Origin of the sequence: Pedobacter sp. Leaf216, from assembly GCF_001421515.1 — a bacterium.
Taxonomy (GTDB): domain Bacteria; phylum Bacteroidota; class Bacteroidia; order Sphingobacteriales; family Sphingobacteriaceae; genus Pedobacter.
Window position 1 is genome coordinate 67512 of sequence record NZ_LMKM01000007.1, and the last position, 14471, is coordinate 81982.

Consider the following 14471-nt stretch of genomic DNA (forward strand, 5'->3'; position numbering starts at 1 on the left):
CTTCTCACTAATCAATGTAATAAATTAAATTTGTTGCATAGCAGATGAAAAAAATCGTAATTCTAACAAGTGCATTATTTTTGGGTGTAGCCTTTATGGCCTACATCTATTTTTCAAAATTGGGAACAGATAATGATGCAAAAGATCTTGCCTTGCAATCTGCCACAAACAATGCGGCACTGGTATTTTCTTTCCAGAATGATAAGGGTTTTTATGACATTATGGAAGGCCAACAACTGATCCAGCAGGTTTTAGGTAAAGACAAAACAAACCTCTTAAAACAACTTAAAACAGCTATCATTAACGATAATCAGCTTAACCGATACCTTAAAGATCAACAGATTTACATCAGTGTACTTCCGGATTCGAACAAAACACTAAATTTTCTGATTACGCTACAACTCCAGGAAGAAAAGGACTTAAAAAAATTGTACGAGCAATTGAAACTTAAAAAAGCAATTTCCGAACAGTCGAAAAACCGCTATACCGTTAAAGTGAATGATAGTTTATCTATTTATTTGGGTATCAACAACCAGGTGCTCACTGCTTCTACCTCTTTAAAACTGATTAATGATGCCAATGTGCGTTTAACTGAAAATCCATTTACTGATTACATTAAAGAGAACAACAGGCAGATTAAAAATGTATTGGCCCATGTGTATATCAACTTCAATCAAGCTCCATTATTGCTGAAAAGCATTGTAGCAGGTAACCTGAACGGCGAAATATCGATTTTTAATCAACAGAACAGTTTTGCCGTACTCAATTATAATTTTAGTAAAGAAAAAGTACTTTTCAGTGGAAATACAGAATTGAAAGACCAGCTTAACTACCTTAAACTTTTCGAAAATACCGCTGCCCAAAACACATCTATACAAAATATTTTACCTGATAATACAGCAAATTATGCTCTTTATGCTTATGATGATTATAATCAATGGCTCAAAAAGCTAAAAGCCTGGCAAGAGCAAACCAAAGTAACAAACAAAGTTAATGGCGTAATTGGAAACGTTAAAAATAATTACAGGATAGATTTAAACGCCGTATTTTCTACCTACACTAAAAACCAGTTTATCCTGTTTCAGCTCAGTACTACTGAAAAACTGGGCGCTGTGGCATTATCGAACGGAGAAAAAGTAAAACAGCTGCTATTGGATGTTAGTGCCGATTACAATGAAGACATTAAGTTGTTTAAATCATCAGACATTTTATACAGCTATTTTGGCGAGCCTTTTAAAAAATTTGGGAGGCCTTACTATGCCATTGTTGATAATAATTTGGTGGTGGCCAACAACGCAAGTACAGTGCAGTCATTTTTAAATGATTATAAAAACAACAGGCTTTTAATCCAAACGCCACAATACCTGGATGCGGTAAACCAAATTTCGACAACTTCTAATGTTAGCTATTACATTAACACTAAAAACTCGGCAGAAATTTTCAGGAACAATATTCAACTTCCATTTTACAAACATTTAAGGGCAGATAGTGGTTTAAAAAGTTTCGATACTTTTTATTATCAGATGAGTGCAGACAAGAGCAAGTTTATTACTAACTTGCTTTTAAACAAATATTTAAAACCGGAAATACCAGATTCGTTAAGTAACCGTTAATTAGAAACAAGCCAGAAAACCATTTTACATGAAGAAACTTTTACTTGCGTTACTGGCTTTGGCCTGCTTCGGGGTTGCAAATGCTCAACAGTATGCACTTTTCGGAACGAAAACAATGTTTGATGCTTTCGAAAACCCTTCCCAAAAATCATTCACCCTTGATTCATCCCGGAAATTTTCTTCAAATTTTCTGCTGCCTTATTTTGGCGTAAATGCGATTAACAAGGGAGGTTCTAAATTTTTTATCCGCAGACTGACGCAGGAAGGCGAATATAATACCTCAGGGATACCGATAGGAACAGGAGAGATTAATCATTTCTTCCAGAACAGTAACATTTATCTGGCTACCTTCCGCCTGTTTAAATCCTATAAATACCAAAAAGAAATGGGATTTTCCTGGCAGATCAGGTCTGATGCAAATATTGATTATACGAATGAAACTCTTGCAATTTTCGATTCCTTTGAACGGTTTAACAAAGGCCAGCAATACTATGGCCTATTCGATACCAAAGGATACGAACAAAGTTACCATCAATTTAGCTTTACTTACCGTGAAAACTGGAACAAAAGGCTGGCTTTTGGGCTTAAGGCCAGTATATTAAGCGGAATACTTTACAACAAACTCGATATTTCCAATTCATACTTATATATAGATCCTACCGCATCGGCATTATTGATTGGATTAAATGGCACATATTCGAGTAATTTCTCCGATTTTAATGAAGTAGATAAGAAAAATTTCTTTCCAAATTTTAAAAACCCAGGTTTATCACTAAGCTTTGGAACAAATTACACCACAAAAAAAGGGCTGTTTTTAATGGCTAATATTAAAGATTTAGGCTTTATCTGGTGGAGAAGCAATACCCAAAGAACTACAGTTAACCAATCTAAAATAATCGAGGATTTAGGAGATCGAAACAATACCAACCAGGAAATAAAAGATATTTTTCTCCTTTCAGAACAAAGCAAAAAATTTTTAACACCAACAAATGCAAAATTAGATATCTATCTATCTAAACGCTATGGTTTTTATAAACCTGGTTTAGCGGTTTCTAAAAGTTTGTTTTACAAAGGTGGAGATATAGCCCTTGTAAATGCTTTTATTGCCAATAACTTTTCGGGAAGTATTACTCCTTTATATAATTTTAACGACGTTTTTATGGTCGGACTGCAAGGGAAATACCAAACTCCTAATTTCGAAATCTTTATGGGTACCGATAATTTAGTTGCAACCAGTTTTCAAACCTACGGCCTCCTTAAAAAAGATGCAACTATAGGAAGTGGTCCAAACGGGGCTTCTTTTTACATGGGTGTTGGCATAAAATTCGGCAATGTGGTTAACCATCCACAGTTTGCAGATGTAATACCAGGCATTAATGATAAGGAAGAAGGAAGTTTCTTTAAAAATCTATTTTCTGTTTTTAAGCGGAAATAACCCAAACTAACTTTGCGCCTGCTGCTTTTTAGATTGCGTAACCACAAAATCTTTTAAATAAAAAGGCTCAAAATAAGCTACATCTTCAAAATTGCCTTTATTAAAAGCTTCGGTTGCCAAACGCGACATATAAGTTGCCGAATTGTAATTTGCTGCATCAAACGCTGTATGTACATGCGTTAATACTGCTGCACATTTTGCAGCACCATCGCCTAAAAAGGTTATAGGTTGTTGTGAAAGAAAATCGCCAAAACTTGTTTCATCAATAATTTTAGCTTCAGTTGGCGTAATTACATTTAAAGAAGGGTCAAAAATAGAGGTATAAACTTCCATTCTGCGGGCATCAATCATCGGGCAGATTAAACCGGTATAATGAGGATTTTTAGCAAGAAAGCCTGCAGCCATCATGGCTAAAGTTTCAATTGCAATTAAAGGCTTATCCAAAGCATAACAAAGTCCTTTAGCCGTAGAAACCCCAATGCGAAGACCGGTATAAGATCCTGGCCCCTTACTTACTGCAATGGCATCTAATTCCTGATAGTTCAATCCAGCAGCTTTAATTACTTCATCTATAAATAAAGTGAGGTTAGCCGCATGCAGGTTTTGCCCCTGCTCTTCTTTTAATGAAATTGTTTCGCCGTTTACAGATAACGCCACAGAACAGATAGCAGTAGCCGTTTCTATTTGAAGTATATTAGCCATTGCCCAAAGATAAGTAAAAATGGAACAAAGATAAGTTTGGAGTTAGTCGTTTGGAGTAGATAACCTATTTAAGCACCTCGTTTGAAAAACTATCCCTCTTGGCATATCATCCTGAGGGGTGATTTATTTAACTAATATAAGTGACAGAAGAATTTCAGGTAAATAAATTTACGCCGAGGGGCGTCATTGCTGAGAAAGCTTTTTCAGCCAACGAAACAATCTTATAACAATCGCTACTAGCGTGGGCTTGTAGGATAGCTTCGTACCAGCAATGTCGACCGCTTTACTGATACCTGTGAATGGTAGCGTAGTCGAAAGATAAAACAAATGACTAATGAATAACGGAATGAATAAACCTACTAAGGAACAGGATCGTGACCGTGTGCACCCCAGGGATGACAGCGGCCAATGCGTTTTAAGGCAAGCCAGCCACCTTTAAATGGTCCGTGCTTTTTAATGGCTTCAATTCCATATTGCGAGCAGGTAGGTGTAAACCGGCAGTTTGCCCCTAACATTGGCGAAATAGCGTATTGATACACTTTAATCAGTCCTAAAAAAAACCACCCGAAAATTTTATTGATGAATTTCATTAGGTTGGATTAAATTTTGAAAGCGTTTAAAGGTTGCAATCAATTTTTTCTCGATAAAAGCAAATTCATATTTATCTTTTCCCACAAACTGAATAGAAAATAAAAGCAAGCCCTTATCTGTAGGCAGTGGCAGATACAATTTATCTTGTTTGTTTAAGCGATAAGCTTCGCGGATACGGCGTTTAAGCAGATTACGATCTACTGCCCGTTTATATCTTTTTTTAGGAACATTAATCACCACCTGCGCTTGTACATCAGCCGGATGATCTATAAAAAGATAGGAAACCCGAAATGGGTATAATAAAAAAGAAGAACCGTTTTTAAACAACAGGTCTAAATGTTTCCTGCTGCATAACCGTTCTTCTTTTCTGAATGTGTACATATATTTTTGATTGATAATTGCAGATTTTGATCTGCCGATTCCGAGTTAACGGAAAAGCAATCAAAAATTATGCTTTATGCTTGCGTTCGTCAGAAACTGTTAATCTTTTTCTTCCTTTAGCACGACGTGATGCTAATACTCGTCTGCCGTTAGCTGTTGCCATTCTTTCGCGGAAGCCGTGTTTGTTTCTTCTCTTTCTTTGCGAAGGTTGGTATGTTCTTTTCATGACTGTATATTATCTATTGTAAAATTAAGAGGTGCAAATATAAAGCGATTTCTCTACAAATGCAAGAGTGATTAATTATTATTTTTTCTATTTGATGCAAATTTATAAAATCTTTCGAAAAACGCGACTAATGGTCTGTTTATAATTGATTGTTTGCGTTATTTGTTGCTCTTCATTAAACATTCCTTAGGGCAATCGTCATGCTGATCCGATAGCTATCGGATTTATTTCAGCATCTTTTAAGCTACCTTGAAGCGTTTACTAATAAGGAACCTTAATTACATATAATGAAAAGCAGAACTAATAATAACTTTAGCACTCAATTGCTTTCCAAAATATATTAGTCCGGTAAAACACCAACCGATTGATTGAATTGAAGGGTTAGTTACAAACCCAGCGCTGCCTTTAACTTTACATAACCAGTTTTACTTACCGGCAACCAGATATCTGATTTTAACAACACTACGTAACTATCTTTCTCTTTGAGCTCTATTTTGGTTACCTGTGCAAGGTTAATGATGTAAGATCGATGTATGCGGATAAACTGGCTCACTTCGAGTGTTTGTTCGAAATAAGCCATTGTTTTATTTTTGTAAAAAGCACCATCTACCGTACTCAATTTCACATAATCATCATCTGCTTCGAGGTAGTTGATATCGGCGACAGGAATAATCTTTATTACGCCATCTTTTTTAACCACTACCCTATTGTTTTGCGCCGGACTTAAAGCTGCTGCATCCAAAATAGCCTCTGTATTTGCGGTTTGGTTTAATTTGTTGGGTATTTTTTTAATTGCGGCATCAAAACGCGATTTATCAATAGGTTTCAGCAGATAATCTACTGCATTAACTTCAAAAGCTTTAATGGCAAACTCATCGAAAGCAGTGGTAAAAATTACCGCAGGTTTATCTTCAACCAGTTCGAGCATTTCGAAACCGCTTATTTTGGGCATCTGGATATCCAAAAAAATTAAATCAGGCTTATGCAAGGTAATCGCTTTTAAGCCTTCAAACCCATCACCACATTCGGCTACAATTTCTATTTCTGCATGATCTGAAAGGTAATATTTTACAATATCTCTTGCTAAAGGCTCATCGTCAATTAGTATTGTTCTGATCATTTTTTTGTGGAATTTTTAGGGTTGTAATATATAAATTATTTGCCTCAATATCGGTTTGCAACAGATGAGTATTCGCAAATAACAGATATAACCTTCGTTTTATGGCAGTTAAACCAAATCCTGTCCCTCCCGCTGCTTTCATTTCCGGATCGAAAGGATTTTGTACACGCAACTGCAGAATATTGTGTTCAACCGTAACATCTACTTTAATCGTAATGCCGGCAGAAGTATTGTAAAGGCCGAATTTTATGGCATTTTCTACAATAGGCTGCAACAACGTACCTGGCAAACAAAGGTTTAAGGTATCTTCGGCTACATTTACTTCGATATTTAACCTATGGCTAAACCTTACCTTCTCAATATCAAGGTACAATTGAATATACTCCATTTCTTCTTCTACCGAAACCCACAATTCATCATCACGTTTTAAAGTTCCACGAAGAAAAGAAGCCAGTTTGGTAATCATTACTCCTGCCTCTTTCGGGTTTACCATAGTTAAGGCAAATACCGAGTTTAAGCTGTTAAAAAGGAAGTGTGGTTGTAATTGGTGCCTTAATTTATTCAGTTCGGCCTCTTTAGCCAAACTTTTGACCGCAGAAAGCCTTTCGTGCGTTTCTGATTGTTCTTCCAGTCTGTACCATAGAATATTGGCCAAAGCACACCAGGCCAAACACATAAATGAAATCAATCCCCTAAAAGCAAAAGAAAAATTGTAGAAATCTTTATACTCTTTATAATCTGCAAAAATATAGAGCACTGCATATTTAGCAGCAAAAATAATTACAAAGGTAAGTGCAAGCGTAATAATGAGCACATACAATATCCGTTCATTTTTAGGTTGATAGTAACCCAGCATATTGCTGATACCAATACAGGCCAGGGCCAGTAAAAAATTATTGATCAGGCTATCCGTTACCGAAATCCACCACGAAAAATTTACTACATAATGCAATCCAACACCACACAATACAGTCCATACTATTGCAATGGAAAGGGATGTTTTCTGTATTTGCGGAACGGATAAAGGTCTAGTTGTCAAAATGGTTTTGATTAGTTAATGATTTATTGCGGTGTTTCAGCTTTTCCAGATAATGGTCTACTGATTTCGGCTCAACAATTTTCGAACTGATTTCCACACCATCGGTAAGTTCTGCCACTTCCGATATTCCACCTACACCGATAAACTTCCATACTACTTTTTCTCCCTGGCAATTGTTAAAAGAGGGATTAAAATGAACGGCATTTAATTTGGCTTTATCTAAGGCCTGCGTTATACTTTCTGCTAGGATTAAACGCGTTTGCTCATTAAACTGGGGACTATGTTTCCCCTCACCACAAATTACCTGATAGATACAATTTACTGCAAACCATTTCATAGGCGATGTTTTATTAAATGTTTAGAAACTTTTTATCTCGATCCCCCCAAACAAAGCTGTCCCATCTAAAATTAATGTTTTTGTCATTTCAGCTACCGGCATCAAATGCGATCTTTTATCTTCCACGCTACCGAACAATGCAGTAACGTTCGATTTTATGGCCCAATTTTGTGGCACGATTAGTTTTACGCCTCCAAAAACAGCAGTAACATCAAGCGATACCGTTTCGGGGAAATCAGCCTGCGTCATTACAATATCCGCCCCTCCAAATACAGCCGTAATATCACCCCCCTGAAAGTTTTTAGAATAAACCGTTTGATTACTGCCTCCAAATACCGCCATTACATCAATAACATCGTTATTATTTGCAGTTTTGTCATCGGTGGCAGTGCCAAAATCAAATTCAGGTCTATTCTTGTCTTTACGTTTTTTCTTAAAAAAAGCATTATCCTTTGGCCTGAAGATTAAGAAACCGCCTACTATTACCAAACCCATACCCAAGGCATATTTAGAAAGATCAAAATTTAAACCCGGTATATTTGTTAAAGTATTATAAGCACCAACCAAAATTAAAACCAGCCAGCCTATTCCTTTAAAGTTACGACGAACGCCGATAAATACACCTAAAACGATTAAAAAATTAGACCAACTAAAAATCCATCTTGGAATATTTAGCCCCATATTGTTTAATAAAAATGCAAACCCTATAATTACGATGAGGAAACCGCTCCAAACCCTTCCCGAATTTTTAAGCTGATTGTTATCGTTATGATTAATATTTTCCATGTGTGTTCATATTTAATAATCCAAAAGTATCGATAAGCTCCCGAATCAAATAGATGATCCATGCAACAAGCGCATAAATGGCGGTAAGTAACCTTATTTTATCGGTGAAAATATTTTTGTTATTTTGAGATATGAAAATTTCCCTGTTTATAATGATGTTTACGATTTCTACCGGCTTATGTGCGCAGGAAATTAATAAGCAGTATAAGATTTACGATGTAAAAAAGCAGAAAACAATTTCGATAGATGAAATTGTTAATGATATGAACACAACTGATGTTTTATTTTATGGCGAAGACCATAACGATTCTATAGGACATTACCTGGAAGCAGAACTCTTTAAAAAACTTAACACCAAATACCCAAAAACAGCATTATCGTTAGAAATGTTCGCTACAGATGTACAGCCGGAAATGGATGAATTTTTGGCAGGCGTAATTTCTGAAAAGAATTTTATAAAAGAAGCCAGGGCATGGGGAAACTATAGCGACTATAAACCTATGGTAGATTATGCCAAACAGCACCAACTCCAGGTAATTGCGGCAAATGCAGCCACGCGCTATAGCAACGCAGTTACCATGGGTGGATTGAAAGCGTTGGAAAAATTTCCTAAAACATCATTTAATTTTTTGCCAGCATTGCCTATCGATACCGCACAAGGCAGATATTATGAAAAGTTTAACGAAACCCTGGGCGGCCATAACATGGGGACGATGAAAATTTACCAGACTCAAAATTTATGGGATGCAACAATGGCGTGGGCTATCAACAAATTTATTAAAGCCAATAAAGGGACAAAGGTATTACAGCTTAACGGGCGTTTTCATAGTGATGAAAAATTGGGCACCTTAGCAAAACTGGCAAAAGCCAACCCCAAATTAAAAATCCTGAACATTTCATCCTTTTCTGATGAAAGCTTTTCCAATCCTGATTGGGGAAAATTTACAAATCTTGGCGATTACATTATTATAACCAATCCAGCCGTAAAAAGAAGTTATCAATAACAAAAAAGCCGTCTCGATGTATTAACGAAACGGCTTTTTATGTATTATGCTTTAGCTTTTAGCAAATCTCTGATTTCTGCTAAAAGCACTTCTTCTTTTGTTGGTACAACAGGTGCAGTAACGGCTACCGCTTCCTCTTTCTTCTTCATTCTGTTTATGGCTTTAACCATAATAAAAACAATAAGTGCCAGCAGCAGAAAATTGATGGCAACCGTAATAAAATTGCCATAGGCAAAAATTGCAGCATCGGGGGCAGCTTTTTTCGCATCAGCTAGTGAGGCTCCTGCCGGGATAAGTTCTGCACCTTTTCCCATAGCAAAATAAATGCTGCTAAAATCTGGCTTACCAACCATGGCGGCAACAACCGGCATAATCAAATCTTCAATTATACTGGTAACGATTTTACCAAAGGCACCGCCAATAATTACGCCGACAGCTAAATCGAAGGCATTACCTTTTACGGCAAACTCTTTAAATTCTTTTACAAACCCCATATTTTGTTTAGTATTAGTTTAAATATTTACTAAAGTAGCAAACATTAAATTCAATACAAACGTTTAGGAAATAATTTTAAAACCAAACATATAGATAGCATTTAAGGCAAATCAGCATAATATCTGAAATCTATTGTTTATTTTTGGCCCATTCTTTTATAATTAATATGCTAAAGCAACACTTACAACAAAAATTATTACAAAAGTTATCACCTCAACAAATACAGTTTATCAAGCTGTTACAGGTGCCAACCGTTGCTTTAGATACCCGCGTAAAAGAAGAACTGGAAGAAAATCCGGCACTTGAAGATCCGAGTTTAATGACCCAGGATGAGCCAAAAAGCGAATATGACGACTTAAACGACGGTCCGGAAGATTACGAACAGTCATCAGAAGATACCAGCATGGACGAATTTAATGTAGATGATTATTTACAGGATGATTCGGCAAACGATTATAGCACCAATTATAACAATGGTGACGATGACGAGGAGAAAAAAGAAACGCCAATCGCTATTGAAAGTACTTTTTTTGAAAGTTTACAAGAGCAGCTCGACCTTATTCCCCTTTCCGATCAGGATTTTATCATTGGAAAGCAAATAATAGGAAGTTTAGACGATGATGGTTATTTACGCCGCCCGCTAGGTTCGATGATTGATGACCTTGCTTTTTCGCAAAATGTGATGGTTGAGGAAGAAGACGTACTGGAAATGTTAAAACTGATTCAAAGTTTTGATCCTCCGGGTATTGGTGCGAGAGATCTGAAAGAGTGTTTATTGATTCAGTTAAAGAGAAAAGATCCGGGCAACCCCATCATTATCAAAGCAATGAATGTGGTAGAAAACTACCTGGATGAATTTACGCGCAAGCATTACGATAAATTAGAAAAAAGTTTAGGTTTAGATAGCGAAGAACTAAAAGAGGTTGTAAACGAAATTTTGCGTTTAAACCCTAAACCGGGTGATGCCAACCAGGTAACCACCAAACAAATGCAGATTATTCCTGATTTTCACATCAGCAATAATGACGGTGTATTAATTCTTACTTTAAACTCAAAAAATGCTCCTGAATTAAAAGTAAGCCGTTCGTACCAGGAAATGTTTGAGCATTACGATAAAGCTTCATCAAAAGATAAAAAACTAAAAGAAGCCGTTCAGTTTGTTAAACAGAAATTGGACTCGGCCAGGTGGTTTATAGATGCCATTAAACAAAGACAACAAACTTTGTTAAAAACGATGAATGCCATTATGCATTATCAATATGAATACTTTTTAACAGCTGATGAGCGTAAAATGCGCCCGATGATTTTAAAAGATATTGCTGATAAGATTGATATGGATATCTCAACCGTTTCGAGGGTGGCCAACTCTAAATATGTACAAACAGAATTCGGTACATTTTTGTTAAAATCATTTTTCTCAGAAGCCATTCAAACCGAAAATGGCGAAGAAGTTTCGAATAAAGAAGTTAAAAAAATATTGGAAGATTGTATCGGTAACGAAGACAAACGTAAACCTTTGGCAGATGAAAAGCTAACCGAAATTTTAAAAGAAAGAGGTTACAATATTGCGCGGAGAACGGTTGCTAAATACCGTGAGCAGATGAATATTCCAGTTGCAAGGTTAAGAAAAGAACTATAGGTCAGTTTGTAGTTTTTAATTTTTGGTTTTCAGTTTACTACAAATTTTCCAAAACTTAAATGGCGAACTTTATAATTGACCTCCGACCCCAATCATTTGCCCTCTGACCCTAATCGTTTGCCCTCTGACCCCAATCGTTTGCCCTCTGACCCCAATCGTTTGGCCTTTGACCCCAATCGTTTGCCCTCTGACCCCAATCGTTTGCCCTCTGACCCTAATCATTTGACCTCTGACCCCAATCGTTTGACCTCTGACCCCAATCGTTTGACCTCTGACCCCAATCGTTTGACCTCCGACCTCAATCGTTTGACCTCTGACCCCAATCGTTTGACCTTTGACCCCAATCGTTTGACCTCTGACCCTAATCGTTTGACCTCTGACCCTAATCATTTGCCTTCTGACCCTAATCGTTTGACCTCTGACCTCAATCGTTTGACCTCTGACCCTAATCGTTTGCCCTATGACCCCAATCGTTTGAACTCTGACCCCAATCGTTTGACCTAAAAGCTCCGACTCACTACTTAAAAGCTCCGACTCGCTACCTAAAAGCTCCGACTCGCTACCTAAAAGCTCCGACTCACTACCTAAAAGCAACTTATCTGCTATTGTTGGCTATGGTGCTTTAACTACAGTGGTATTTTGCACCAGCATAGGAAATGATGGAAGGAGAAAACGTTAAAGCTTTATCAATAGCTTTCCCCTCCCTCACTGCATTGAGGCAGCATTAAGATTCCCGCATGCGCGAGAATGACGACCGTGTTAGAAACTTACTAGAAAAATTGCTTCAGCTCGCTCTCTCCCAGCTTCGCAATGACGGATTTAACGCATTTCCTGCATCCTGCTATTTGAACTATGCTATCTGCTCACTGCTTTCCGGCATAGGAAATGATCGAAGGATAAAACGTTAAAGCTTTATCGTTACCTTTTTCTTTCATTACTGAATTGAGGCAGCACACACTTTCCGCCCCTTCGGCGGAACTTGTGCTGACGACCAAAAAGCTTTWACGAATTTATCCGACATCAKTTCCAAGCCTTTCAGTTATGCCTTGTTTTTTGTTGTYTTTATAGGTAGTCATGCTTTCGCTGCGCTCAGGTTTGTTACTTTTGGGCCAAGCCAAAAGTAAAAGCCCTTCGGTGGCCGACCTGTACCGATTTCATATCGGTAACCGAGGCAAGCCCGAGCGGAGCGAAAGCTTGTTACTTTTGGGCCAAGCCAAAAGTAAAAGCCCTTCGGTGGCCGACCTGTACCGATTTCATATCGGTAACCGAGGCAAGCCCGAGCGGAGCGAAAGCATTACGATTCCCGCATACGCGAGAATGACGGCCGTGTGTTAAAAAACTTAAAAGATTGCTTCAGCTCGCTCTCCCCCAGCTTCGCAATGACGGATTTAACGCATTCCCTCAATGTTTTAAACAGCAGAAAAGTTTTTGAAATAATCCCGATAGCTATCGGATCAGCATGACAATCGCCTTAGGCATAGAGACGAACATGTATGTAAAACCCAGCTACCGCATTACGATTCCCGCATGCGCGAGAATGACGACCGTTTAGAAACACGACGAAAAAGATTGCTTCGGCTCGCTCTTCCCCAGCCTCGCAATGACGAATTTAACGCATTCCCTGCATCATGCCATTTGAATTATGCTATCTCCTCCCTGCTATCCGGCATAGGAAATGATGGAAGGATAAAACGTTAAAGCTTTATCGTTACCTTTTTCTTTCATTACTGAATTGAGGCAGCACACACTTTCCGCCCCTTCGGCGGAACTTGTGCTGACGACCAAAAAGCTTTAACGAATTTATCCGACATCAGTTCCAAGCCTTTCAGTTATGCCTTATTGTTTTTTGTTTTTATAGGTAGTCATGCTTTCGCTGCGCTCAGGTTTGTTACTTTTGGGCCAAGCCAAAAGTAAAAGCCCTTCGGTGGCCAACCGAGGCAAGCCCGAGCGAAGCGAAAGCATTAAGATTCCCGCATGCGCGAGAATGACGGATTTATGGTGCTAGCAAGCCCAAAGATCTCTCCACTACGGTCGAGATGAAGATATTATACATCCCTTCAACGCTGAAAAACTACAAACCGCTTCCCCTCATCACCACATTTTAATATAAGACGGTACTTTATAAATATTATTCAGCAACAGCCCTAAAACAATTTCATGACTCCCATTACTTACCTGGTTCAGTTCCGAAGTAGTAAAATCGTAAGAGTAGGTTAAGTTAACCATTTTACCAATATTAAAACCTGCCATTGCGGCAAAAGAATCATCTTTACGGTAGCTCGCACCCAACCATATTTTATCTTTAAAAGCCAGTTTCAGGTTTAAATCGACAGATACCGGTGCTGGAGAAACGTATTTAACCATCACCGACGGGATAGCTGCAATTTCATCATCAACAAAAAATTTATATCCCGCTGTGGCAAAATAATGCGGCACTTCTTTTCCTAAATTATAATTATTATCACCTGAAAAACTTAGTTTTTGTGGCAAAATCTGCTGAACAGATAAACCTGCAAATAACCTTGCGCCGTATAACCATAAACCAATACTTAAATCAGGCTTAATCTGGTTAACCAAGGCTCTGTTTAATACCGGATCAATCGGCATATCAAAAGTAAGCGCATTAACATCCAATGAGATACTCGAAATCCCAGCGGCAATACCAGCCGATAAGTTAAAATTATTGCTTAACTGCAAATGGTAAGCATAGGTAACATTTGCATCCAACCTTTTTATCGGCCCGGTTTTATCCAGTACAGCTGTAACCCCCATCCCATGATGTGAAGGCGACGACATGTAGTTTTGCATGTAATTCCGATCCATCGGATTTCCGGTTTGCTCCGGAAAAGAAGTTAACGCATTACTCCATAATTGCTTATCTCCCAAAGCCCAATGTGCAGAAACAAAAGATGTTTGCGGCGCATCGGTAATACCCGACCACTGCTTGCGGTAACCTGCTTTAAAATCAAGGTAATTTTCGATGCCCGAAAGTGCCGGATTTAATAAATATTGATTAAAAATGTACTGGGTATATTGTGGTTTTTGTTGCGCAAAAGCTTTAACCGACACTAAAAGTGCAAATATGAAGATGATTCTTTTCAAT

Annotated in this window: 14 protein-coding genes; 4 read left to right on the forward strand and 10 right to left on the reverse strand. The window is 37.8% G+C overall.

What is annotated here, in order from left to right:
- The first annotated feature begins 44 nt into the window (after positions 1–44).
- Positions 45–1613 carry a hypothetical protein gene (locus ASE74_RS05455; protein WP_055905354.1) on the forward strand — a complete coding sequence of 523 codons (1569 nt, stop codon included), beginning with the start codon at positions 45–47 and terminating at the stop codon, positions 1611–1613.
- 28 nt (positions 1614–1641) lie between these two features.
- Positions 1642–3048 (forward strand): DUF5723 family protein, encoded by a 1407-nt coding sequence (locus ASE74_RS05460; protein WP_055905357.1) that lies wholly within the window; start codon positions 1642–1644, stop codon positions 3046–3048.
- 6 nt (positions 3049–3054) lie between these two features.
- Here the strand turns inward: ASE74_RS05460 and tsaB are convergent, their stop codons facing one another.
- From tsaB to ASE74_RS05500, 8 genes are all read right to left on the reverse strand, one after another.
- The gene (tsaB, locus tag ASE74_RS05465) at positions 3055–3750 is read right to left on the reverse strand and encodes a tRNA (adenosine(37)-N6)-threonylcarbamoyltransferase complex dimerization subunit type 1 TsaB (RefSeq protein ID WP_055905359.1); all 696 of its coding nucleotides are present in this window, start codon (positions 3748–3750) and stop codon (positions 3055–3057) included.
- 359 nt (positions 3751–4109) lie between these two features.
- Positions 4110–4340, reverse strand: coding sequence for a membrane protein insertion efficiency factor YidD (gene yidD / locus ASE74_RS05470; protein ID WP_055905362.1), 231 nt, complete (start codon positions 4338–4340; stop codon positions 4110–4112).
- A complete protein-coding gene (locus ASE74_RS05475; RefSeq protein WP_055905365.1) occupies positions 4324–4722 on the reverse strand; it encodes a ribonuclease P protein component in 399 nt (132 codons plus the stop codon). The genes yidD and ASE74_RS05475 overlap by 17 nt, the downstream gene beginning before the upstream one ends.
- Before the next feature lie 67 nt (positions 4723–4789).
- A complete protein-coding gene (gene rpmH / locus ASE74_RS05480; protein ID WP_010601723.1) occupies positions 4790–4948 on the reverse strand; it encodes a 50S ribosomal protein L34 in 159 nt (52 codons plus the stop codon).
- Positions 4949–5333: 385 nt separating this feature from the next.
- The gene (locus ASE74_RS05485; protein WP_055905369.1) at positions 5334–6068 is read right to left on the reverse strand and encodes a LytTR family DNA-binding domain-containing protein; all 735 of its coding nucleotides are present in this window, start codon (positions 6066–6068) and stop codon (positions 5334–5336) included.
- Positions 6046–7107 carry a sensor histidine kinase gene (locus ASE74_RS05490; RefSeq protein WP_235526012.1) on the reverse strand — a complete coding sequence of 354 codons (1062 nt, stop codon included), beginning with the start codon at positions 7105–7107 and terminating at the stop codon, positions 6046–6048. The genes ASE74_RS05485 and ASE74_RS05490 overlap by 23 nt, the downstream gene beginning before the upstream one ends.
- A complete protein-coding gene (locus ASE74_RS05495) occupies positions 7097–7444 on the reverse strand; it encodes a DUF4288 domain-containing protein (protein ID WP_055905373.1) in 348 nt (115 codons plus the stop codon). The genes ASE74_RS05490 and ASE74_RS05495 overlap by 11 nt, the downstream gene beginning before the upstream one ends.
- A 21-nt stretch (positions 7445–7465) precedes the next feature.
- Positions 7466–8230 (reverse strand): LiaF domain-containing protein, encoded by a 765-nt coding sequence (locus ASE74_RS05500; protein ID WP_055905376.1) that lies wholly within the window; start codon positions 8228–8230, stop codon positions 7466–7468.
- A 131-nt stretch (positions 8231–8361) separates the two neighbouring features.
- Here ASE74_RS05500 and ASE74_RS05505 point away from each other — a divergent pair, with 131 nt between their 5' ends.
- The gene (locus tag ASE74_RS05505; RefSeq protein WP_055905379.1) at positions 8362–9234 is read left to right on the forward strand and encodes a ChaN family lipoprotein; all 873 of its coding nucleotides are present in this window, start codon (positions 8362–8364) and stop codon (positions 9232–9234) included.
- A 44-nt stretch (positions 9235–9278) separates the two neighbouring features.
- Here ASE74_RS05505 and mscL read toward each other — a convergent pair whose 3' ends face one another.
- Entirely contained in the window at positions 9279–9728 is a 450-nt protein-coding gene (mscL, locus tag ASE74_RS05510; protein WP_055905382.1) for a large conductance mechanosensitive channel protein MscL, read from the reverse strand.
- A gap of 167 nt (positions 9729–9895) precedes the next feature.
- Between mscL and rpoN the strand changes: the two genes are divergently transcribed.
- Entirely contained in the window at positions 9896–11368 is a 1473-nt protein-coding gene (gene rpoN, locus ASE74_RS05515; RefSeq protein ID WP_055905386.1) for an RNA polymerase factor sigma-54, read from the forward strand.
- A gap of 2091 nt (positions 11369–13459) precedes the next feature.
- On the opposite strand, the gene ASE74_RS05530 is transcribed toward rpoN, so the two are convergent.
- A complete protein-coding gene (locus ASE74_RS05530) occupies positions 13460–14470 on the reverse strand; it encodes a type IX secretion system membrane protein PorP/SprF (RefSeq protein WP_055905396.1) in 1011 nt (336 codons plus the stop codon).
- Position 14471: the final 1 nt, after the last annotated feature.